Annotated in this window: 20 protein-coding genes and 1 pseudogene; 4 read left to right on the forward strand and 17 right to left on the reverse strand. The window is 62.3% G+C overall.

Going from position 1 to position 19,568, the window contains the following annotated elements; translation table 11 throughout:
- The first annotated feature begins 702 nt into the window (after window positions 1-702).
- The 4 genes from NKK47_RS32805 to NKK47_RS32820 all read left to right on the forward strand — a co-directional run bounded on the left by NKK47_RS32805 (window position 703) and on the right by NKK47_RS32820 (window position 3,104).
- On the forward strand, window positions 703-1,800 hold the full coding sequence (locus NKK47_RS32805) for a glycosyltransferase family 9 protein (protein ID WP_352579642.1): 1,098 nt from the start codon (window positions 703-705) through the stop codon (window positions 1,798-1,800).
- Between the two features lie 243 nt (window positions 1,801-2,043).
- Complete coding sequence (locus tag NKK47_RS32810; protein WP_348625942.1) at window positions 2,044-2,277, forward strand: ATP-binding protein; 234 nt, start codon at window positions 2,044-2,046, stop codon at window positions 2,275-2,277.
- Window positions 2,165-2,530 (forward strand): ATP-binding protein, encoded by a 366-nt coding sequence (locus tag NKK47_RS32815; RefSeq protein WP_352579643.1) that lies wholly within the window; start codon window positions 2,165-2,167, stop codon window positions 2,528-2,530. Before NKK47_RS32810 ends, NKK47_RS32815 begins: the two co-directional genes overlap by 113 nt.
- Before the next feature lie 217 nt (window positions 2,531-2,747).
- A complete protein-coding gene (locus NKK47_RS32820; protein WP_352579644.1) occupies window positions 2,748-3,104 on the forward strand; it encodes a hypothetical protein in 357 nt (118 codons plus the stop codon).
- A gap of 138 nt (window positions 3,105-3,242) precedes the next feature.
- On the opposite strand, the gene NKK47_RS32825 is transcribed toward NKK47_RS32820, so the two are convergent.
- The 17 genes and pseudogenes from NKK47_RS32825 to NKK47_RS32910 all read right to left on the reverse strand — a co-directional run bounded on the left by NKK47_RS32825 (window position 3,243) and on the right by NKK47_RS32910 (window position 19,279).
- Complete coding sequence (locus tag NKK47_RS32825) at window positions 3,243-4,208, reverse strand: glycosyltransferase family 10 domain-containing protein (protein ID WP_198023618.1); 966 nt, start codon at window positions 4,206-4,208, stop codon at window positions 3,243-3,245.
- Between the two features lie 283 nt (window positions 4,209-4,491).
- Window positions 4,492-6,181 (reverse strand): annotated as a pseudogene (locus tag NKK47_RS32830) (ISL3 family transposase).
- A 271-nt stretch (window positions 6,182-6,452) separates the two neighbouring features.
- A complete protein-coding gene (hypF, locus tag NKK47_RS32835) occupies window positions 6,453-8,789 on the reverse strand; it encodes a carbamoyltransferase HypF (RefSeq protein WP_352579645.1) in 2,337 nt (778 codons plus the stop codon).
- Window positions 8,789-9,367: a response regulator gene (locus NKK47_RS35280; protein WP_023679098.1), complete on the reverse strand. Its 579-nt coding sequence runs from the start codon at window positions 9,365-9,367 to the stop codon at window positions 8,789-8,791. The genes hypF and NKK47_RS35280 overlap by 1 nt, the downstream gene beginning before the upstream one ends.
- Window positions 9,364-11,127 carry an enoyl-CoA hydratase-related protein gene (locus NKK47_RS32850; protein ID WP_352579646.1) on the reverse strand — a complete coding sequence of 588 codons (1,764 nt, stop codon included), beginning with the start codon at window positions 11,125-11,127 and terminating at the stop codon, window positions 9,364-9,366. The genes NKK47_RS35280 and NKK47_RS32850 overlap by 4 nt, the downstream gene beginning before the upstream one ends.
- Window positions 11,128-11,129: 2 nt before the next feature.
- The gene (hypE, locus tag NKK47_RS32855; protein ID WP_352579647.1) at window positions 11,130-12,179 is read right to left on the reverse strand and encodes a hydrogenase expression/formation protein HypE; all 1,050 of its coding nucleotides are present in this window, start codon (window positions 12,177-12,179) and stop codon (window positions 11,130-11,132) included.
- A complete protein-coding gene (gene hypD, locus NKK47_RS32860) occupies window positions 12,179-13,324 on the reverse strand; it encodes a hydrogenase formation protein HypD (RefSeq protein ID WP_023679101.1) in 1,146 nt (381 codons plus the stop codon). The genes hypE and hypD overlap by 1 nt, the downstream gene beginning before the upstream one ends.
- Complete coding sequence (locus NKK47_RS32865; RefSeq protein ID WP_352579648.1) at window positions 13,321-13,566, reverse strand: HypC/HybG/HupF family hydrogenase formation chaperone; 246 nt, start codon at window positions 13,564-13,566, stop codon at window positions 13,321-13,323. Before NKK47_RS32865 ends, hypD begins: the two co-directional genes overlap by 4 nt.
- Window positions 13,566-14,444, reverse strand: a complete 879-nt coding sequence (gene hypB / locus NKK47_RS32870) for a hydrogenase nickel incorporation protein HypB (RefSeq protein ID WP_023679103.1) — start codon at window positions 14,442-14,444, stop codon at window positions 13,566-13,568. Before hypB ends, NKK47_RS32865 begins: the two co-directional genes overlap by 1 nt.
- Window positions 14,444-14,785 (reverse strand): hydrogenase maturation nickel metallochaperone HypA, encoded by a 342-nt coding sequence (gene hypA / locus NKK47_RS32875; protein WP_352579649.1) that lies wholly within the window; start codon window positions 14,783-14,785, stop codon window positions 14,444-14,446. Before hypA ends, hypB begins: the two co-directional genes overlap by 1 nt.
- Window positions 14,785-15,864 carry a hypothetical protein gene (locus NKK47_RS32880; protein ID WP_352579650.1) on the reverse strand — a complete coding sequence of 360 codons (1,080 nt, stop codon included), beginning with the start codon at window positions 15,862-15,864 and terminating at the stop codon, window positions 14,785-14,787. The genes hypA and NKK47_RS32880 overlap by 1 nt, the downstream gene beginning before the upstream one ends.
- A gap of 50 nt (window positions 15,865-15,914) precedes the next feature.
- Entirely contained in the window at window positions 15,915-16,493 is a 579-nt protein-coding gene (gene hybE / locus NKK47_RS32885) for a [NiFe]-hydrogenase assembly chaperone HybE (RefSeq protein ID WP_352579651.1), read from the reverse strand.
- 1 nt (window position 16,494) lies between these two features.
- Window positions 16,495-16,716 carry a rubredoxin gene (locus NKK47_RS32890; protein ID WP_023679107.1) on the reverse strand — a complete coding sequence of 74 codons (222 nt, stop codon included), beginning with the start codon at window positions 16,714-16,716 and terminating at the stop codon, window positions 16,495-16,497.
- On the reverse strand, window positions 16,713-18,026 hold the full coding sequence (locus NKK47_RS32895) for a hydrogenase expression/formation C-terminal domain-containing protein (RefSeq protein ID WP_352579652.1): 1,314 nt from the start codon (window positions 18,024-18,026) through the stop codon (window positions 16,713-16,715). Before NKK47_RS32895 ends, NKK47_RS32890 begins: the two co-directional genes overlap by 4 nt.
- 4 nt (window positions 18,027-18,030) lie before the next feature.
- Entirely contained in the window at window positions 18,031-18,363 is a 333-nt protein-coding gene (locus tag NKK47_RS32900; protein WP_023679110.1) for a HypC/HybG/HupF family hydrogenase formation chaperone, read from the reverse strand.
- Entirely contained in the window at window positions 18,363-19,052 is a 690-nt protein-coding gene (locus NKK47_RS32905) for a HyaD/HybD family hydrogenase maturation endopeptidase (protein WP_352579653.1), read from the reverse strand. Before NKK47_RS32905 ends, NKK47_RS32900 begins: the two co-directional genes overlap by 1 nt.
- Window positions 19,049-19,279, reverse strand: coding sequence for a hypothetical protein (locus NKK47_RS32910; RefSeq protein WP_352579654.1), 231 nt, complete (start codon window positions 19,277-19,279; stop codon window positions 19,049-19,051). The genes NKK47_RS32905 and NKK47_RS32910 overlap by 4 nt, the downstream gene beginning before the upstream one ends.
- Window positions 19,280-19,568: the final 289 nt, after the last annotated feature.

Here is a 19,568-nt window from a genome sequence, read left to right on the forward strand (position 1 = left end):
ACACCCCTCATCGCGGCGCCCCCTCCTTTTTTTAAAAACCCCCATCCCCTCGCCGGAAAAAAAAGCTGTCCCACCCCCCCCCCCCGCCCCCCCCCGGGGGGCGGGCGCTCGACTTCATCACAGGGTTGATTCGTCCACTTCATGTTGGACGACCCGGACGCGCAGAAAAAAGCGCCTGCGGCGGGTCCTTTGTTAACCACCATGATGCGGGACCACAGCGACAGGGCGTGCCGGAGACGGTCAATCCGGCCGGCGATGTCGTCGCCGGCGGCGACGGTCTCATTCAGGATCAGCATCGACCAAAGAGCGAGGCCACTGCCGTTATGCTCGAGATCTGGGGACGGCGGCTTGGCGATCGCCGTCTACTCGGCGTTTCTCGAACTCACTGCATGCAAGACCGTGACGAAGCCCTTCACATTGCGGGTCGGGACATAGCTGGCTTCTTGGCGCGCTACCACCGCTAGAGATGCAGACTTCGCCCGACAGCTCCTGCTGGAGCGCGGCTTGGATCTGATGGCAGAATTCTTGCGGAGACGCGGACAAGTGGGGAGCACTCCAACCCTACACACGCGTCACTGGGCTATCAGTGTTGACCGTATAATCTTCGGAATGGCAATGGCATATTTTACAAAGCACGACCGTAATCAAATTATATACCGCAGCTGGGAAGAGCCGGAACAGTCAAGCGCAAGGATGAGAATTTTGGTCCTCAAGCTTGATCATGTCGGCGACTTTTGGATGTCTCTAGGGCCCCTAAAGGACCTTCGTCAGCGTTTTGCGCATGCCCACATTACGCTGGTGGTGGGAAGCTGGAACATCGCTACTGCAAAACAGTTCGACCTCGCCGACGATCACATTGCTTTTGACTTTTTTCCTCGCAACCCAAAAGTCAAAACGCGCAAAAAAGCCGCCGACATAAGGCCGCTGCTGACCGGCGAGTTTGATCTTGCCATTGATATGCGTGTTCCGGAAGAAACAAGGCCCATCTTGCTTGAAGTCCCCGCCAGGCACCGTGCGGCGATAGTTGATCCGTACAGCATGCATCAGATCGATATTGCGATAGCGCCATTCAATCTGAAACTGCGCAGAACCATCCTCTACAAGCTGGTCCAAAAAATAGGGCTTGCTAACAAAATCCCTCGTAGATGGCTTGATTGGTTCATTGACCGCAAGCAGGTGCGTCTCCAGCATGTGTCAGAAATCCTCCTCTTTCTGGTCGCAAAGGCAGCTGCCTATTTCGAAAGCGGAGCGGGTCACCCACAGAATTCGACTACAGGCAATGCCCCGATTGTCGTGGCTCCGTTCTCCAATTCCAGCCTGCGAGATTGGCCGATTGAAAGTTTTGGCAAAGTTGTCGCTGCTCTTTCGACCCGTGGTGAGGTGGTCCTCGTTGCCCGTGGCGAATGCCTGGAAGCGCTTGAGGAGGTTGCGAAGATAGCTCGGGATCGTGGAGCCGCGAACATTCGGACGGCTGTCGACTTGTCGGAATTGGAATTCAATTATCTCGTGAATTCGGCCGCGCTCGTCGTTTCGAACAATTCAGGCACCGGGCATGTCGCTGCCCAGCTTGGCCGCCCTACTATCGGCATTTTCACGGCGTCACATCTACCGGAGATTTGGGGGTTTCGAGGTCCCCTGGTCAGCATGCTTATGAGTGTTATTGAATGTCGCGGGTGTGGTCTGGACCAAGTGCGGCATTGTCCGGTCAAAGTCCGATGCAAGTTCGACATCACGCCGGATCTCGTGATTGCCGAGGTAAACGCCTTGATGAATCATTGTAAGGGTACGGCACAAGCTTAGTGGCTCGCGGTCACCATAACCGCGATTGCCCGGATCTTGGTCGCTGATTCAATCGCTACAAACATCTAAAGGCCGAAATTCAGAATTGAATCGACTTGGTCGAAGGACCGCAGTGGCGATGTCACCCCCTGGGCCGGGCGACCATTTCGTTTTCGTTCGCATGCCCGTCCATAGCGACAGCGCCACTAACAGCAGATGAACCACACAAAGTGAGGGAGACCCCAATTAAGTGCCAAGCGACAGCTGGCCCAAGGCGCCTGGCTGAAGGCGCATGAAAACCTCGTCATCACCGGGCAGACCGGCACCGGAAAGACTTGGCTGGCCTGCGCCTTCGGACGTCAGGCCGCCCGGCTCGAATCATTCCGTGCTCTACCTGCGCATGCCGCGTCTGTTCGAAGATCTCGCCCTGGCGCGTCGCGACGGCCGCTTTCCCCGTCTCATCGACAAGCTGGCTCGGGTGCAACTGCTCATCCTTGACGACTGGGGCACCCACAGCCTGACCGACCAGCAGCGTCTCGATCTGCTGGAAATCTTCGAGGAACGCTATCGCCGGAAATCAACGCTGATCACCGCCCAACTGCCGATCGCCCAGTGGCACGCCATGATCGGCGAGCATGAGAAAGCAAAAAACACCGCCGCCCTTGACCGGCGCCGAAAACGGCGAAATCAATCGCAAATGACTTCAACCAGGCAACCGAGCGCCGACCCCATCCTGCTGTCCGCGAATTAGTGAAACTGCTGTCCCCGATTTAGCGGAACGACTGTCTCGTTTTTGCGAAATACGCACGTCCGACGCAGCTTGCGTTTGACAAAGGCGGTTTTACGCGCAGTTGCAATAGCACTTCCGCCGGCCTATTTTTGTGGGGTTCAATTGTGGTTCGGCCAAGGGCGCTTTGGGCGCCGGACCGGCCCCGTGTAAACCTCATTAAAGAGCTAGGAACCCTGCCATGGAAGAATTCTTATCGCGCATCGCCACTAGTGCCGGCATCGGCCCGGCTCTCGCAGAGAAGGCCGTTGGGTTAATGCTGGGTTTCCTGCAACGCCACGCGGCCGACGGTCCCGTTGCGCGCATGATCGAGGCCATTCCCGGAGCTTCGGAATTAGTGGCGAAGTATCATGGCGACGACCCAGAGGGCGGAGGCGGCCTCATGGGGCTCGGCCAGCAATTGATGAGTGAGGGTCTCAGCATTCTAAAGATCGCCGCCATCGCCAACGAGACGATCGCCTTCGCCAAGGAACATGCCGGCGACGAACTCGTGGACGAGGTCCTCAATTCCGTTCCTGGCCTTCCCCAGTTCGTCTGATCAGCGGCAGCCGGGGGCGCATGACCTCGTGCGCCCGTGCCGGCCCGTCTGCGCAGGTAGGCATTCTCCGCCGAGCGTTCCGTACCGATCTCGCCAGACCACCAACCGCCGGGCACGCGAAGCGAGCGTTGGAGTACTTCATTCGTCTATTCCAAAATCGACCTCAGGCGAATCGATGTGTATAATTTCTGGCGGTAAGGGTTTATCCTGAACGCTTTCGATGAAGCCCGCGAGATAAGCAAACGTATTGTATTTCTCGAGGACCAACCGCTTCGCCTCTCGTATTGCGCCGCGACGCTCCTTCCAGAGGTCCGAGTTGATGATTTCTTGAATTTTTTGGATTACGTTCTTGTCCTCTGGGTCAATCAGAACCATTGAGTCCGAAGGGAAGAACCTCGTGATTGCCGGGCTGCCGTAATAGATCGGCATTGTTTCAGCAACGAAGCAGTCCATAAGCTTCTCTGTAAAATAGTAATCAGCACGAGTATTCTCGAAAGCTATACTGTAACGGTAAGGTGCGAGTGCGTTCCATTTATCTCCAATCAGCCGAAAACCTCGGCCGAACAGGTCAAAATCGAGCTCCTCTCTCAGCCGTTCCAGAAACGCCAGCCGATATCGATGCCCTTTAAGCAGGGCGATGTTACTGGTAATCCATGAGAGCCGAAGCGGCTTGTCCACGACTTCGCTGACCAGAAGTTGGTCATATGTCTTGTTTACAGACCAAGACCGAGTGATAGGTGGAGCCAAAACGAATCGGCGCCCTGCATTCTGCCGAGCAGCCAGCTCTGCGTCAGACGTCAGGACGATAGTATTTTTCCCCTGCCCTTCATGAAATGCGCGATGAGCTTTCGTCGGCGGTTCGCCGATTGCAAAAATTGTCCTGTTTGGGCTCGCCTCGATATCAACAGGGAGCCCAAAAAGAGAAGCAGAGTTAAAGACGATATGCCAATCGGGCACGAAGGATGTCGTGCGTACAAAAGCGACATTGTTCCAGATTCCACTGCCCTTTGGAGTGAGATGGTGGATTGCATCATCCAAAACGCCCCAAGAATCCAGACATGTAGCAACAATGGGCGCCGGACGTTCCGTCAACAATTTGGCCAACAAAGCAGTTCCACCCCATTCACTTCCGTTGGACCGGGAGCAACTTGTGCATCGGGCGCAACACCTCTCTGCGCCTGAAATAGCTCGCGATCCTGATCGATATCAAACACACGATTCTGTGCGACTTCGCGCCATTCGACAACTCATCTCTAAGACCGCGGGAATCCCTTCACTCGTGAAGGTACTCAATCGCCATTCCGGATTGCGGTAACATTGGGCAGCATAAACCTGCCGGGACCCGCCGTCGAGGCAATTGTCGCTTTGCACTTAACCAGGTTCTTCCTCACTTTGTGTGGTGATCAGGCCGGTTGAGTGGCAGCATGCGTGCCCTAAGGAGTTCGGAGCCCGCTCTGCCGTACATCGCACGCTTGATCGTCTTCAGGCGGTTGATCTGCCCTTCCGCCTGGCCGTTGCTCCACCGTAATTCAATGGCATTGCGAACGGCGTCAACGTCACGGCGTAGGACCCGAGCGAAACGCGTGATGGCGACGAGCCCGGAGTTGACGGCATCCTCGATCCAAGTGTCGAGCTTGTCCAATTCACAGGCCCCGCAAAATGCCGCGGAAGCGCATGGCAAGCCTGCGCATCGTGGCAAACTCATGTGATCCTTGCTTCAGGACGTCGACCTTTCTCGCCTGGTTGATCGTCAGCATACCCCGGGCCCTCATGCAGAGGGCCGCGGCGACTACCGGCGAGATCACATGGCCGGTCGCCGGATCCTGGATGGGGACAGCATCGCGGGCTGGTTGATGGCGTATGATCGAAGCAGGCGACGCACTGTCCTCGCCCGTCCTCTCGGCGCGGCGCCAGCTTGGGAGAAGCCGCTCCAGATTCGAGAAACTGCCCGTGTAGCCGCGCTGTTTGATATCGTGGAACAGGTGTCGTCCGCAGCGATTGCCGTCTCTCCAGGACTGGCTAAGAAACGCCTCGAAATATAAGGGTGACGTCGGCTCGACGCGGCCCTGCGTCGGTCGGGTGGCGTGTCGAAATTCAGCCATTTGGCGATGCTGCGCCGGCCGTAGCCGGTACGACGGGCGATCTCGGAACAGGACAGCCCTTTCCTTGCGCAAGGCGTGAACCATTTCGAACACCGTCTGCCGCGATTGTCGATGAGCGTGGCGCACCCGGCGCCGATGCGTTGCGTCAACGTGCGGATCATCCTGCATCAGATCGACTTGCGCGCTCCCGATACCCTTATCGGGCAGCAATGCAGGCCCCGTGGCGCGGCCCGAAAGGCTCATCTGCTCCTCGATTGCGACCCGCAGATTCTACATGAGATGGAACCGATCAGCCACCTGGCGCGCTTGCGGTGCACCCTCGCGAACAGCTTGCGCATAGAGCCCGCATCGGTCTCGGCTCACGATCTCGACGGAAGGGTGCCGCTCTAGCCATTGCGACGCACTCGCCACGCTTCTGTCATCCAGGATGTCGACAACCGAATGGCGCTCCAGGTCCACGATCATCGTGCCGTAGCGCCATGATCGCCGCCAGCTCCAGTCATCGATGCCAACGACCCGAATGGTGGAGTTGCTGTGAGCGACCGCGGCATCTCGCTTCAGCTGCCACAGGATAGTGTCGTCGCAGACCGGCATGCCGAGCCGTCGCATCAAGCGCTCGCCGGGACGGCCGCCGGTGCTATGGCCGAGCAGACCGACAATCTCCGCGACCCTCCTTGTCCGGCGCGCATAAGGGGAAGCAATCGTCGGCAGACGGTCGGTGAATGTTTGTCGTTCACATTTCTGATGTGCGCACCGCCAGCGGCTCAACCGAAGCTTCACCGTCACGGTCTTGCCCTGGACCGGCAGATCCTGAAGGCTGCGGTTGGACCAGCCATGCCGACTTCGGGTCCGTCCGCAATCTGGACAAAATGCCGAACGCCGGTCCGGCAGCGGAAACAAGCCAACATCATCAGTGAGCGCGACACCCCGTATTTTAGCCCCTGGGCCGGGGGACCATTTTGTTTTCGTTCGCATGCCCGCACATAGCGGCATCCTCGCCAACGGCGAATGAACCACACAAAGTGAGGCAGAGAGCCCCATTAACTGCCAAGCGACACGATCCTTGGCTGCGTACCCGTCCTCGACGATTCCCTCTCGGAGCATCATTCCTGGCTAGTCCTTTTACCCGGCGATACGCGATCAGCCACTCACGGCCCGGACGAAATGCGCAAAGCTGGCCGCCGCACGTCACAATGCGCAGCGCCTTATTTGGACGATGCTGATATTTTTTCTTCAACGATTGGTCTCAATGCGAAAGGGCTAGGCCGATCGTTGCCTGGCCGAGCGCCAGACCGCCGTCGTTTGCGGGAATGCTTACGTGCGCCAGCCCCTCCAATCCTGCGACTGTGAGCTCGGCAAGTACGCCTTTGAGCAGCAGCCGATTCTGGAAAGCGCCACCGGACAGTGCGACCGTGCCGACGCCGTTTTCGTTAGTGAGTCCGATGGCCTTCCGCGAGATGATCTCTATCAGCGTCCTGTGGAAGCGCGCAGCAATCAGCCCGGTTTCGGCGCCCAAAGCCTGATCACGAAGAAGCGCTTCCCACAGACCTTTCCAGGAGATAACCGGTCCCTTCCGCGAGGTTGCTGGCCAAGCCTCGGCCGCATCCATGAACGGGCTGGCGAGCGCCTCCATCTCCATGCCGGCTTGCCCCTCGTAGCTCTGGCGCTCCAAACAGATGCCGAGGACTGCCGCGCAGGCATCGAAAAGCCGCCCCGCCGAGGAGGCAAGCGGAGCATTGACGCCCCTCTCGATCATCCGGTCCAGCACCCGAAGCGGCTTTTCGGCCAAGGCGGGGACGAAGGGCCGATCGGCAGGAAGCTTGGCCAGGAAATCCGGACCGAAAGCCGCCCGCAGATGCGCATAGGCATTGCGCCACGGCTCGAGGCTGGCCTTGTCGCCGCCGGGCATGGCGACCGGCTCGAAGTATGCCAGCCTCCGGAACCCTCGATAGCCGCCGAGCAGGAACTCGCCGCCCCAGATCGTGCCGTCATCGCCGTATCCGAGACCGTCGAGGATAATGCCCAGCACCGGCAGTGCGTCGATTGCGCGGCCGTGCTGGGCAAGGCACGAGGCGAGATGCGCGTGATGGTGCTGGACCTGCACAAACCTCGCCGCGGTCTCACGGGCAAGCTCCATGGCAAGCTGGGTCGAACGGTAGCCCGGATTCCGGTCGGCCACAATGAGGTCCGGCTTCGTGTCGAACAGGCTTCGATACAGCCCCAACGCCTGCCTCCACGCGTTCTGGTTCTTCAGCTCGTCGAGGTCGCCGAGATGCTGCGACAGCAGCGCGTTGCCGTCGCCCGCCAGGCAGAACGCGGCCTTTAGGTCGCCGCCCGCAGCCAGCGCCCTGACCGGGCCATCGAAGCCCGCCGGCAGCGCCAGCGGCTCCGGCGCGAAGCCGCGCGCGCGCCGCAACACCGAAATGCCGTGCCCGTCGAATCGCACCACGCTGTCGTCGAGCCGGTTGACAATCTCGCGGTCGTGCATCAGCCAGAAGTCGGCGATCCCGGCAAGCTCCTGCCGCGCCTCGTCATTGTCCGTGCATTGCGGCTCGCCCGAGCGATTGCCGGAGGTCATCACCACCGGACCGTCCAGCGCCCGCAGCAAGAGATGATGCAACGGCGTGTAGGGCAGCATGAAACCGAGCCGCTCGTGCTGCGGCGCCACGCCCGCCGCAACGCCGCAGCTGTCACGGCGCTTCACCAGCACGATCGGCGCCGCTCGGGCGGCAAGCGCCACGCGCTCCTCGCCCGACAGCTCCGCGAATTCGGCAAGCTGCTCCAAGTCGCGCGCCATCAGCGCGAACGGCTTACCGTCGCGCTTCTTGCGGGCGCGCAGCTGCGCCACCGCCGCTTCGTCCGTCGCGTCGCAGGCGAGGTGGAACCCGCCGATGCCCTTGATCGCGACGATCCGCCCTTCCCCGATCAGCGCCGCCGCCTCGCGGATCACCGCCTGCGGGCCGCCGCCGACCACGACGTGGTCTGGACCTTCCAACCAGACGCGCGGGCCGCAGGCCGGGCAGGCGATCGGCTGGGCGTGATAGCGGCGGTCGGCCGGATTTTCATACTCGGCCCGGCATTCCTCGCAGGTCGAAAATCGTGCCATAGCGGTCGAGCGGCGGTCATAGGGGATAGCCTTGACGATTGACAGACGCGGCCCGCAATGCGTGCAATTGGCGAACGGGTAGAAATAGCGCCGGTCCTTGGGGTCGAGCACTTCCGCAAGACATTCCAGGCAGCAGGCGGCATCGGGCACGATGCCGGTCTTCACCCGCCCGCCCGCGCTCGCCGCTATGGCGAAGCCGCCCGCCGGCCGCGGCCCCTCAAGCGTCGCCGTCTCGATCCCGTCGATCCGCGCCAACGGCGGGCATTGCGCCTTTAGCCTGTCCGCGAAGGTCTCGAACTCGGCATCGCTGCACCACATCGCGATCTCCACGCCTGCAGCATCGTTGCGGACGTGACCCGATAGCCCCATAGCGGTCGCGATGCGCCACACTGTCGGCCGGAAGCCGACGCCTTGCACCAGCCCCGTCACCCGGACCAGGCGTCCCTCCACTGCGGGCTCGGCGAGCGGCGGGCCCATCAGCGCACCGTGCACACTATGCACGGGTCCAACGACCGCACGATGTGCTGGACTGCAACCGGCTCGGTCTCGCCGAGCCGCACCGGCGCACCTTCGAGCGCCAGCTCCAGCGGGCCACGATTGCCGGCCCAGTCGCGTGGCGAAAAGTTCTGCAATGCGTAGAGCAGGTCGATCTGCGCGTGGTGGCGGCGACGAACCGCGATCTGGAGGAAGAGCTGCACCCCGTTCTTCAGCGTGAGCGTGAGGTTTTCCGGATGACAGAGCTTGGTGATGTACTGGTAGATGCCGGCCTCGTTGATGCCGTCGATGGTGTCATGCGCGTCGGTGTAGCCCGAGATGATCATGCGCACGATGTCCGGCCAGCGGGTGCGCGCCTGCTTCAGGAACTCGGTGCGGCAGGTGCCGGCTATGCGCTGGTCACACAGGATGATCTGGATCCATTCCATCTCCAGGATCGAGCTGGCGGCCTTGGTGTCGCTGGCGACGTGGACATCGAAATCCTCGCTCAGGACGCGCCGTTGCGCCTCCAGCGAGCGGATTTCGTCGTCGACGATCAATATGCCCGGCAGGTCGCTCACGATGCCTTTTTCCTTCCCTCCCGGCCGGCCTGCCAGGCGACGTCGCGGTGGCGGGCGATCGTCACTGGGGTGCGCGACTTCGGCACCTTGTGCACGAAATTATGCCGCGCGACGTGGTAGCTTGGGTCGAAGCCATAGAAATTGCGGCGCATCCGCGAAAGCTCCTCCTCGCGATAGGCGCAAAGCGGCTTGGCCGCCTCGTCGGCTGCGCGCCGGGCTTGTTTTTCGGCGAGCAACCCCGGAAACTCTTCGCTCCCGGCCAGCGCGGCAGCCGACGCCCTCACTTGCGCCGTGAACAGCTCGCTTGCCCCCGCGAACACCCGGTTGGCCAGATTCAGATTCAGCGCCTCCTTCGCGCCCATCGGCAGGCGCGCTGCCGCGATCCGGCGGGCATTCTCAGTCCCGCAGCAGCTCGGCAGGAGATAGGTCCAGAACTCCGAGCCGTAGAGATTGCCCATGTCCTTGTAATGCGGGTTGAGGACGACGCTCGAGCGCATCCAGAGCTGGTCGGTGCTGCGGGCGAGAAACACGCCGCCCGCTGCCGCATTTCCGGCAAGCGCTGCTACGGTGATGTGGCTTGTCGTGCGGATGATCGCATCGGCGAGGTCGTCGATGGCATTGATGTTGACCCAGGAATCGTCGGCCGCGCTGTCGGCCGCCTCGATCCGGTTGAGGTCGAGCCCGTTGGACCAGAACTGCGGCCCTCCGCACAGCACGATCGCCCTGGTCGGACGCTCCGTCGCTTTTGTATAAGCGTCCAAAAGTCTTCGACAGGCGTCCTTTCCCATTGCACCGTTATAGAAGGGGAAGTGCAGATAGCCGACCGCAGCTTCTTCTTCGTAGATGATGTCCTGATAACCGCCCGGTGAATTGAGCGGGATCTCCGGCAGGTCTGCAACTTCCTTCGCGAAGACCATGGTCGCCGGCAGCTTGAACGGGTGTGGCGAATTGGGATGCCGGACATGGCCGATCCACAACGCGCCGTCGACGGTGACGATGGCGATCGCCGGCCCGCTTCTGGCGGCGACCACTCCCGGCTCGGGGAGCGATATCTTGCCCCGTTCACCCCGCGCGAGAGGCAAGTCACCCCCTGGTTCACGTGCGTCTCGCGCGTCGAAAAGGAAGACCGTTTCGCCGAAAAGTTCGTCCCGCACGCCGGGCGCGCCGTCGGCTGCTGCGATATTCTTCAGCACCGTTTCGGTCGTGTCGGCAGCCCAATCGATCCGCCGGTCCGCCTGTTTGATCGCGTCCCGCCACCGGCCCAGCGTCGCTACAGATTGTTCTTCCAGGGCAATCGGCTTTTCGCCCTGCTCGAACCGCGCGATCGCTTCGAGCACCGCCGTCACCGCCGCGTCGGTCACCTCGTTGCTGTAGAGGCTCGATTTCGTCGCCTTTCGCATCGCGAAGGTGGCGCTCGCCCAGACCGGCCCCGCATCCATTTGGGCCGCCGCTTCCAGCACCGTGACACCCCACTGCGTCGCCCCGTCCACCATCGCCCAGTCCAGCGCGGAGGGGCCGCGGTCGCCGACGATGCCTGGGTGAACGATCATACAGCATCGATTTTCATAGACTTCTTTCGGGATTGCCCGCTTCAGAAACGGGGCAATAACGAGGTCCGGCCGAAACAAATCTACCGCCTCCATGGTCCGCTCGTCGTTGACGTCCATCTCGACCGAGACCTCGTGTGCGTGCTCGCCAAGCGCCACGAAAATCCTCTGACTCAAGGCGTTGAAGGCGGTGACGAGAAGCAGAATGCGCATCTTCAGCAGATCCTCGGGAGCTGTTCCCCGGCGATCCAGTCGACCACGCGCATACCGCCAAGTCTCGTTTTCATCCGCACCAGCGCATGCTGGTCTGTGACGACTTCGCCAATGATTGCGGCATCCCGGCCCATGGGATGAGCGCGTATCTTGGCGAGCAAAGTCTTCGCGTCTTGCGCCACGCAGATGGCGATCAGCTTGCCTTCGTTGGCAACATTCAGCGGGTCGAGGCCGAGCAGTTCGCACGCCGCCGCGACCTCCGGCTTCACCGGAACCGCCGCTTCCCGGATTACCATTCCGACCTTGGACTGCTGCGCGATTTCGTTCAGCGTCGCCGACAGTCCGCCGCGCGTGGGGTCACGCAACACCCGGATACCAGGAACGGAGCCAAGCATCGCCGCCACCAGATCGTGCAGAGCTTGGCTGTCGGAGATAATTTCCGTTTCAAAATCAAGGTGTTCGCGCTTCGACAGGATTGCGACTCCGTGGTCGCCCATGGTGCCGGAGACAAGGATTGCATCGCCCGGCCGGGCATTGCTTCCGGAGATGTCTGTGCCGTCCGCCAGCACGCCAACAGCGGTCGCGGAGATGAAAACGCCGTCGCCTTTGCCCTTCTCCACCACCTTGGTGTCGCCCGTAACCACGGGTACGCCTGCTTCCCGGGCGGCAAAAGCCATTGAAACAACTATTCTTTCCAGTTCGGCCAACGGAAAACCTTCCTCCAGGATGAAGGACGCGGACAACCAGAGCGGCCGCGCGCCCATCATGGCGACGTCGTTAATCGTGCCGTGGACCGCCAGTGCTCCGATATCCCCGCCCGGAAAGAACAGAGGCGAGATGACATGCGCGTCCGTTGCCATCACCAGGCGTCCGCAGACGGTGCCGAGCAGGGCCGCGTCGTTAGCCTGGGCCAGGAACTCGTTGGCCAGATGTCTTTGAAAAATATCCCGAATCAGCTCGGCCATCGCGCGGCCGCCCGCGCCATGCGTCATGTCCACCGCGCCGCGGACCGACGAGGTGGTGACGGCTAGGCTGGGATCGTTCGCGCTCATTATTCCGCCGCCTCCAACAGCTTCGGCTCGCGGAAACGGCCATAGGTCCAGTAGGCCGCGCAGGCGCCTTCGGAGGAGACCATGCATGAGCCAATCGGGTTCTGCGGCGTGCACACGGTGCCGAACAGCTTGCAGTCGGTCGGCTTCTTCACCCCGCGCAGGATCGAAGGGCATTCGCAGGACTTCACCTGGCGCGAAGCCTTGACCGACAGCTCGAAACGCTTCTCGGCGTCGAAATCGGCATAAGCGTCGCGGATGCGCAGGGCGCTGTAGGGCACGGTGCCGAGGCCGCGCCAGTCAAAGGTCTTGCGCAGCTCGAAGACCTCGCTCACCAGTGCCTGCGCCTTGAGGTTGCCCTCCTCGGTCACGACGCGGGTATATTCGTTCTCGACCTCGTGCCGGTCTTCATTGACCTGCCGGATCAGCATCAGGATGGACTGCATGACGTCCAGCGGTTCGAAGCCGGCGATGACAACCGGCTTCTGGAATTCCTCGGCAAAGAATTCATATGGCTGCGAGCCGATCACGGAGGAGACGTGCGAAGGTCCCAGAAACCCGTCAATCTTGACGATGCCCAGTTCCCGCACTTCCGGCGATTCAAGAATGTGAGAGATCGCGGCCGGCGTGAGCACATGGTTGCAGAACACGCTGAAATTCTTGAACCCCTCGGCTTGCGCCGTCTTGATCGCGACGGCCGTCGGCGGCGTCGTGGTTTCGAAACCGATGGCAAAGAAGACGACTTGCCGCTCGGGGTTTTCACGCGCGATCTTTAGGGCATCGAGCGTTGAATAGACCATGCGGACATCCGCTCCGTCCGCCTTGGCGCGGATCAGGCTGCGTTGCTTGGTGCCCGGCACGCGCATCATGTCGCCGTAGGTGCAAAGGATGACCCCGTGCCGCTCGGCGAGCTCCACCGCATCGTCGAGGCGAGAGATGGGAAGCACGCAAACGGGGCATCCGGGTCCGTGCACGAAATGCACGTTCTGCGGCATCAGGTCCTGCACGCCGTGGCGAAAAATCGCATGCGTGTGCCCACCGCAGAACTCCATGAAATGGTAGCTCTTTTCCGGATCAGCCTCGATCGCGATGGCGCCGGCGATGGTCTTCGCAAGCTCCTGGTCGCGATATTCGTCGACATATTTCACGCCGAAATCTCCTCCAGCCCCTCCTCCAGCACGCCCGCTTCGGCCATCAGCTGCAGCGTGCGCTCGGCCTCCTCGGGGCTCACCTTGTGGAGCGCATAACCGACATGGACGAGCACGAAATCGCCAAGCGAAACGTCTGCCACCAAAGCCAATGAGATGCGCTTCGTGACCCTGTCGAACGCGACCACGGCCATGTCGTCATCGAGCAGTTCAACGACGCGGGCGGAAATGGCCAGGCACATCAGGCTGCTCCGAGCTCGGCCGCCCGCCGATGGCCGACTAGCGCCATGGCGCGGACCGCGCCGATCCAGGCCGTCCAGTCCGACATCCCCTCGCCCGTGCGCGCGGAAACCCTCAGCACCTTGATCCGCGGGTTCACCTTTCGGGCGTTGGCGATGCAGGCCTCCACGTCGAAGTCGAGATGCGGCAACAGGTCAGTCTTGTTGAGGATCATGAGATCGGCGGCGGCGAACATGTCGTGATATTTCAATGGCTTGTCCTCGCCCTCGGTGACTGAGAGCACCACCACCTTGTGTGCCTCGCCTAGGTCGAAGCCCGCCGGACAGACGAGGTTTCCCACGTTTTCGACGAGGAGCAGGCCTCCTTCGGCAAGGTCGAGGTGATCTGCGGCATGGCCGACCATATGCGCGTCGAGGTGGCAGCCCTTGCCGGTGTTGACCTGGATCGCGGGCGCGCCGGTGGCGCGGATGCGGTCGGCATCATTGGAAGTCTGCTGGTCGCCCTCGATCACGGCGATCGGCAACTTGCCCTTCAGTGCCTCGATCGTGCGGCAAAGCAGCGTCGTTTTGCCAGAGCCGGGGCTGGAGACGAGGTTGAGCGCAAGCACGCCGCGCTCGGCGAACATTTTCCTGTTCGCATCGGCATACTCGTTGTTCTTGGAATGGATATCCTTTTCCAGCTTGACCATCCGCGCCTGGCTCATGCCCGGCGCACGGGTGCCACCGGGGCCCGAGCCACAATCGTGCACATGATCGTCATGATGGGGGCCGTGATCATGATCGTGGTGGTGATCATGATCGTGGCCGTGATGATGGTGATGGCCATGCGCCTTGCCCTCGATCCGGACGGCGCCCTCGCCGCATCCGCAAATAGTGCACATCAGCTCACCTCCAATTCCCTGATCTTCATTTCTTGGCCGCCGGTCACCTGCAGCTGATGGCTTCCGCAGTCCGGGCATGGATCAAAGCGTGCCGCGATCGGCACGCTCTGGCCGCAAGGCATGCACCAGGCCCTGCCTTCCGTCTCGACGATTTCCAGCCTTGCGTCTTGCGCCAGAGAGCCACGCATGACGACATCGAAGCCGAACTTCAGCGCCTCGATTTCGACAGCGGATAGCCGCCCGATTTCCATGCAGACGCGGCCCACCTTCCGAAAATCCTGTCTCGCGGCCTCTTCCTCGATGATGCCACGGACGCTCTCGCATATCGCCATCTCGTGCATCAGCGGAGCCTGATATCGTAGCCGACGCAGGGGTCGATGGCCCGGACCAGGAGATCGGCCTGGACCGCCAGATCTTCACGTCCGGATGCAGCGAGCGCCGAAAGCGAGCTCGCGGCAATGCCGCTCTCGGCGAAATGAATGCTGGTCGGAGCCGTGATGGCGTAGTCGGCGATTCGGTCGTCGTTCAAAACAATCCGATGTTCCAGCCGGCCGCGTGCTGCCTCGGCGAAGGCAGTAGCAGAGCGGCCCCCGTTCTCGTCGCGAAAGACTTCGCGCGTAGGCACTTCGGACCCCTCCGCGACATCCCGCAGGGCCGCGAGCCCTCCGGCGATCTGCGCCGGCAGCGTCGAAGCCTCGACCACGCGGGCAGCCAGCCGCGCGGCCAGGCCGGCTCCACCGTCTTCGGAAAGGAAAGCGCGAACGAGCGGCGCACCAGCCTGCCTGGCGAGGCAGCTCGTGTCGGCCGACGTTTCCTTCGGCAAATGCTCGTTTCCCCCGTTTGTCGTTTCGGGGTGGCCTATCATGGCCCAGCCCCTTGCCAAGACCGGGGCGATGAGACGGGCCGCAATCGTGCTGCGCTCCATAGCCCACTGCGCGAAGGCATCGCGATCCATCTCGCCAAGCGGCTTTTCGCCTTCGTAGACCACGGACTGCGTTAGATGGCTCGCTTCGGCGGCCGTTTCGGCAGCGTCCGCGCCCGGAATCCCCACGCACACGCCGGGAACGAACGCATTCCCGCCTGGAAAAAGCGCCTGCTTGAGGCGCTGCGGCAGGCGCATAGCCCGGCGCAGGGTTTTACCGTCCGCAGGCTCGCCCGCGAGACTGGCAGTATCCAAGCCAATGCGCAGCAGGTGCTCGCGCAGCGTTTCGGTAAGCACAAGAAGCCGCCGCGCTTGCTTCGTGCGCCGGTCCGTCCCGATCTCCAGGGCCGCCTCGGCTGCCTCAACGCTCGCCGCCGACTGCGCAATACTACAGACACTGAACAGCGAACCGATCGCCGAGATGACCTCCGTCACCGGTCGGGCTCGCACGATCGGGCCAAGCGCAACCGGGCGCGGCGGCGTGACGATGGCTTCCATAACGCGACCGCCATCGCAGACGAGATCGATGGAGACGCGGCCATCAACCCTCATGCAGCGGTCTCCTCCTTGTCGCCCAAACCGAACAGCCAGCGGCGGGTCAATTTCGCCGGCTGGGAGCTCGCGGGTGTTCCGGCTGTCTCAACCTCGTCCAACGCGCTTGCCTCTTCCTCAGGTAGCCGGCCTTCCCAGACACGGATCATCTCGCCGTCTTCGTCTTCTTCCGCCTCACGGTTGAACAGTTCCGCAAGCACCTGCCGCGCGGCCTCTTGCGCACTCTCCTGGTCGGCGAATTCGAACATCGGCGAGAACAGCGAGCACATGCGGTAGCAGCCGAGCTCCTCTTCATAGGCCCGGAAGAACTCGAACCGGCCCGCCGGGAATGATGCATGCTCCTTGGTGCCCGTAGGCACGCGCGGGCGCGCTTGCCCGTCGCCAAATGGTAGAAGCACGAGGTTCATGAACAAGGGCGTGACAAGAACCGCGAGCCATTTGCCCTGCCACTGCCGCACGCCCACCGCGCTGACGCAAAGCGCCGGATTGAGGATCGGAATTCCTGCCATGGCCGTCCGTTCGATCCGCTGAAACACGAACTCTAGATGGGCAGCGACGGCTTGCGAATGATCCATGTCAATCGCTCACGACCATGAAGCCCTGCTTGGAGCCGTCGCAGGTGGGGCAGCTCCAGTTCGCCGGCAGTTCGGCGAAGGGCGTGCCGGGCGGGATCTGCCAGTAGTCGTCGCCCTCAGCCGGGTCGTAGACATGCCAGCAAATCCTGCATTCGAGCCGCGACATCGGGCCGATCTTGGCATTGTCGCCGCCATATGAACCGGCAAAGAAGGAGTCGTTCACCGGTAGACCTCCAGGATTTCGAGGAGCCGCTGGCGGCTGTCCGCAATATCCTCGGGCGCGGCGCGGACCACCCCCGGCAAGGCCGTGACCTCGATCGTGTTGAGGATGAGATCGTCGGTCGAATTGAAGAAGCGCACCCACCAGACGCCGCGCGTCCCCGTCGTGGTCACGCGGCAATTGCCGTAGCCACGCGACAGCACGACCACCGGCCCGTGGCCAAGCAGGCCGTCGAGGAAGGTCAAGTCCTCTTCAGTGTGCGGCAGCAGCGACAGGTTTATGGCGTGCGGCCCGACGTCGGGCCCGACGAGCGGGATGCGGCCATTGAGCTCCGAAATCAGCGGCGGCGCGTTGAAGACGCCCGTCGGATAGGTCGCCGGCGCAGGGAGCGTATTGCGGCAGCCGGCGAAGGCCCTCTCCAGCACGGCCGAGGGAAAGGCGCCGACCTCGACGAAATCGCGCACGAGCCTGCCATCCGTTCCGGTCTGGCGCACGCGCCAGATACCGGCGAGCACCGACTCCTGAGCCTTCAGGTCGTCGCCGCAGATGATCAAGACCTCGCCCTCGCCCAGCGCTTGGTCGATCAGCGCAAGATTGGCGTGGTCGAGCCCGGAAAGATCATGCACCGCGTTTTCGCAATCCGGCGAGGACCGGCCGAGGCTTTCAGCCAGCGCGGAGAGCACCGCCAAAGCAGCTTCGAGCCCGGCGACATTTTCCTTCTCCGGCAACACGGGTGACGCAGAGGTCGCCATGCCCTTCGGCATTTCCATATACTGCAAGTCGCTGCCGTCCCCTTCGCTCGGCTGTGAACCCGGCCCGATGCCGCCGAATAGCGATGCTGCCATGTTGCGCCCTCCCGGCCGCTTTCGCTCACTGGAAATGATCGTGGTCGTGACCGTCGTGGGTCGCGCAGGCTTCGGGAAGCTCGAAAGGCGGCGGCGCGCTCGCCCGCGCCTCAGTATGCCGTCGATCTCAGTGAGGTAGTCTTCCCAGTCGAGCACGCGCTTTATCCCGCCGAGATATTCGCCGTTCCTCAGGAAGACAAGCGCCGGGAAGGCGTCGAAGCGATAGCGGCTTTGCAGCTCGCGTTCGCTCTCGCGCGATACCACGGCGGGCTTGAACACGCCCTGGAAGGCCTGCACCAGCTCCGGCAGGATCACCGCCACATCGTTGCTCTCGGCGAGCCGCAACCAGTCACCGGGAAAAAACAGCGCGGTGAGGTCGTGGGCCTCGGCGAATGCGTCGATGTTCGCCTCGTCAACCACCGGGATGCGGTGGCGCTCCATCATCATGGTGAGAACGGGTGAAAACATGGACTCAGGCGTCCTCCGTGCCTTGCGGTGAAAGGGCTTGCCCCGGCCGCAGATGCTCCGGCAGTTGCGGCTCGCGGCCGACCAGGTCGGCGAAGAGGTGGTCGAGGTCGGTGTCGCCGGCGAGCGCACGCTCCGTCGCTTCGATCGCGTCGGCGATCAGGCGCGCCGTCTCGGCAGTGACAGTCTCGCGCGCGGTGTCGAGGAAGGCGAGTATCCACGTACCCGCCGGCTGGTCGCCCACCAGGGTCATATCGAGGCGCCGCGTGCCGCTGCGACCGGTGCACAGGGCAATGCCGCCGCTGCATTCAACCACCTGGAAGGGAACGCCGACACACATCAGCCCTGCCTTCCAGACGATTGCAAAAGCGCGTCGACCTCGCACTCGAAATTCGCCGGACCAGCGAAGGCACCATTCGCGAGAAGCCGCGCGTCGCCGTGACGACAGGCCTCTTCCGGTCGGGGTCGACCGCTCTCGTAGATGCCGATGCGCATTTCGCGCGAGGCGAGCGTCTCTTCTTCGGCCAGCGGTTCGGTGCGCTTGGCGATCGTCGCGCCGAGCCAGGCGAGCCACTCGATGGCGATCTCGATTGCAGGCTCGATCTGAGCCTTCACCGCGGGCCGGAGACTGCCGCCGTAGTCGTCCAGCTCGACCGGTTGCACGCCGACGAGAAGGAGATGGGCGGGATAGTCACCCATCATCTCGGCCATGGCGAGAACTTCCTGAAAGCCAGTCTGGTGGAGCGAAATCTTCTTCACACCGAGGAAGGCCGGCACCTCGCTGCCTTCGACGAGCTTCAGCGTGCCGGGCGCCAACCCGTAGTCGACCGCGTCGAACACCACGAGGATGTCGGCCTCGCGGATATGTTGGAGGAGGTAGATGCCCTGCGTGCCGCCATCCATGGCCCGGACGTTGTCCGCCGTTTCGCAGAGCCGGTGGAACTCCTCCACCACGCGGATGCCGAAGCCCTCGTCCGCCCATAGCAGATTTCCGATGCCGAGCACGAGCACCCGTGTCGCGTCGTTCATTGGGAAGCCTCCCTTCGACCTTTTTCTTCCAGCAGCAAGAGGCGGGCCAATTGGCCGGGGGCCGGCAAATGGTTGCGAAATAGGTTGATCTCTGGATAGCGAACGACGCGTATGGAAAGCGCGATGACGATTTTACCGCACAAACGGAAAGTATCCTTCCATTGACGGATACGGCAACGGCCGGACTGAGAACCGAAATTCCAGGCCGATGGAAAGTTTGCGTTCACTCGCCCTCCCCACTCCGCCTCGCTCCGCACCTTTGCCCTGAAAGGGATAGAGGAAGGGCGCCTGGCGTTGCGGTTGGCACTTCCTCTCCCCGTCGAACGGAGGAGAGGTGTCGAGGCAAGCCGAGACGAAGTGTGGATCGACTTGAAGGCAACCCGTCTTGAAGAGAAGAGCCGGCGGGGGGGGGGGGCCCCGCCCGCCGGGGGGGGGGGGGGGCAGGAGACGGGGGTTGAAGAGGGCGCGGGGGGGCGGGCCAGGCCCCCGGCCCCGCCGCCAACAAGAAGACATAGA

The sequence above is a fragment of the Mesorhizobium sp. M0019 genome (assembly GCF_040323975.1).
Classification (GTDB): Bacteria; Pseudomonadota; Alphaproteobacteria; order Rhizobiales; family Rhizobiaceae; genus Mesorhizobium.

Excerpts from the sequence above, each read along its gene's own strand:
- NKK47_RS32820 (WP_352579644.1), top strand. The coding sequence starts at position 2,748 with ATGGAAGAATTCTTATCGCGCATCGCCACTAGTGCCGGCATCGGCCCG.
- hypF (WP_352579645.1), bottom strand. The coding sequence starts at position 8,789 with ATGGGCCCGCCGCTCGCCGAGCCCGCAGTGGAGGGACGCCTGGTCCGG.
- NKK47_RS32850 (WP_352579646.1), bottom strand. The coding sequence starts at position 11,127 with ATGCGCATTCTGCTTCTCGTCACCGCCTTCAACGCCTTGAGTCAGAGG.
- hypE (WP_352579647.1), bottom strand. The coding sequence starts at position 12,179 with ATGAGCGCGAACGATCCCAGCCTAGCCGTCACCACCTCGTCGGTCCGC.
- NKK47_RS32865 (WP_352579648.1), bottom strand. The coding sequence starts at position 13,566 with ATGTGCCTGGCCATTTCCGCCCGCGTCGTTGAACTGCTCGATGACGAC.
- hypB (WP_023679103.1), bottom strand. The coding sequence starts at position 14,444 with ATGTGCACTATTTGCGGATGCGGCGAGGGCGCCGTCCGGATCGAGGGC.
- hypA (WP_352579649.1), bottom strand. The coding sequence starts at position 14,785 with ATGCACGAGATGGCGATATGCGAGAGCGTCCGTGGCATCATCGAGGAA.
- NKK47_RS32880 (WP_352579650.1), bottom strand. The coding sequence starts at position 15,864 with ATGGAAGCCATCGTCACGCCGCCGCGCCCGGTTGCGCTTGGCCCGATC.
- hybE (WP_352579651.1), bottom strand. The coding sequence starts at position 16,493 with ATGGATCATTCGCAAGCCGTCGCTGCCCATCTAGAGTTCGTGTTTCAG.
- NKK47_RS32895 (WP_352579652.1), bottom strand. The coding sequence starts at position 18,026 with ATGTTTTCACCCGTTCTCACCATGATGATGGAGCGCCACCGCATCCCG.
- NKK47_RS32900 (WP_023679110.1), bottom strand. The coding sequence starts at position 18,363 with ATGTGTGTCGGCGTTCCCTTCCAGGTGGTTGAATGCAGCGGCGGCATT.
- NKK47_RS32905 (WP_352579653.1), bottom strand. The coding sequence starts at position 19,052 with ATGAACGACGCGACACGGGTGCTCGTGCTCGGCATCGGAAATCTGCTA.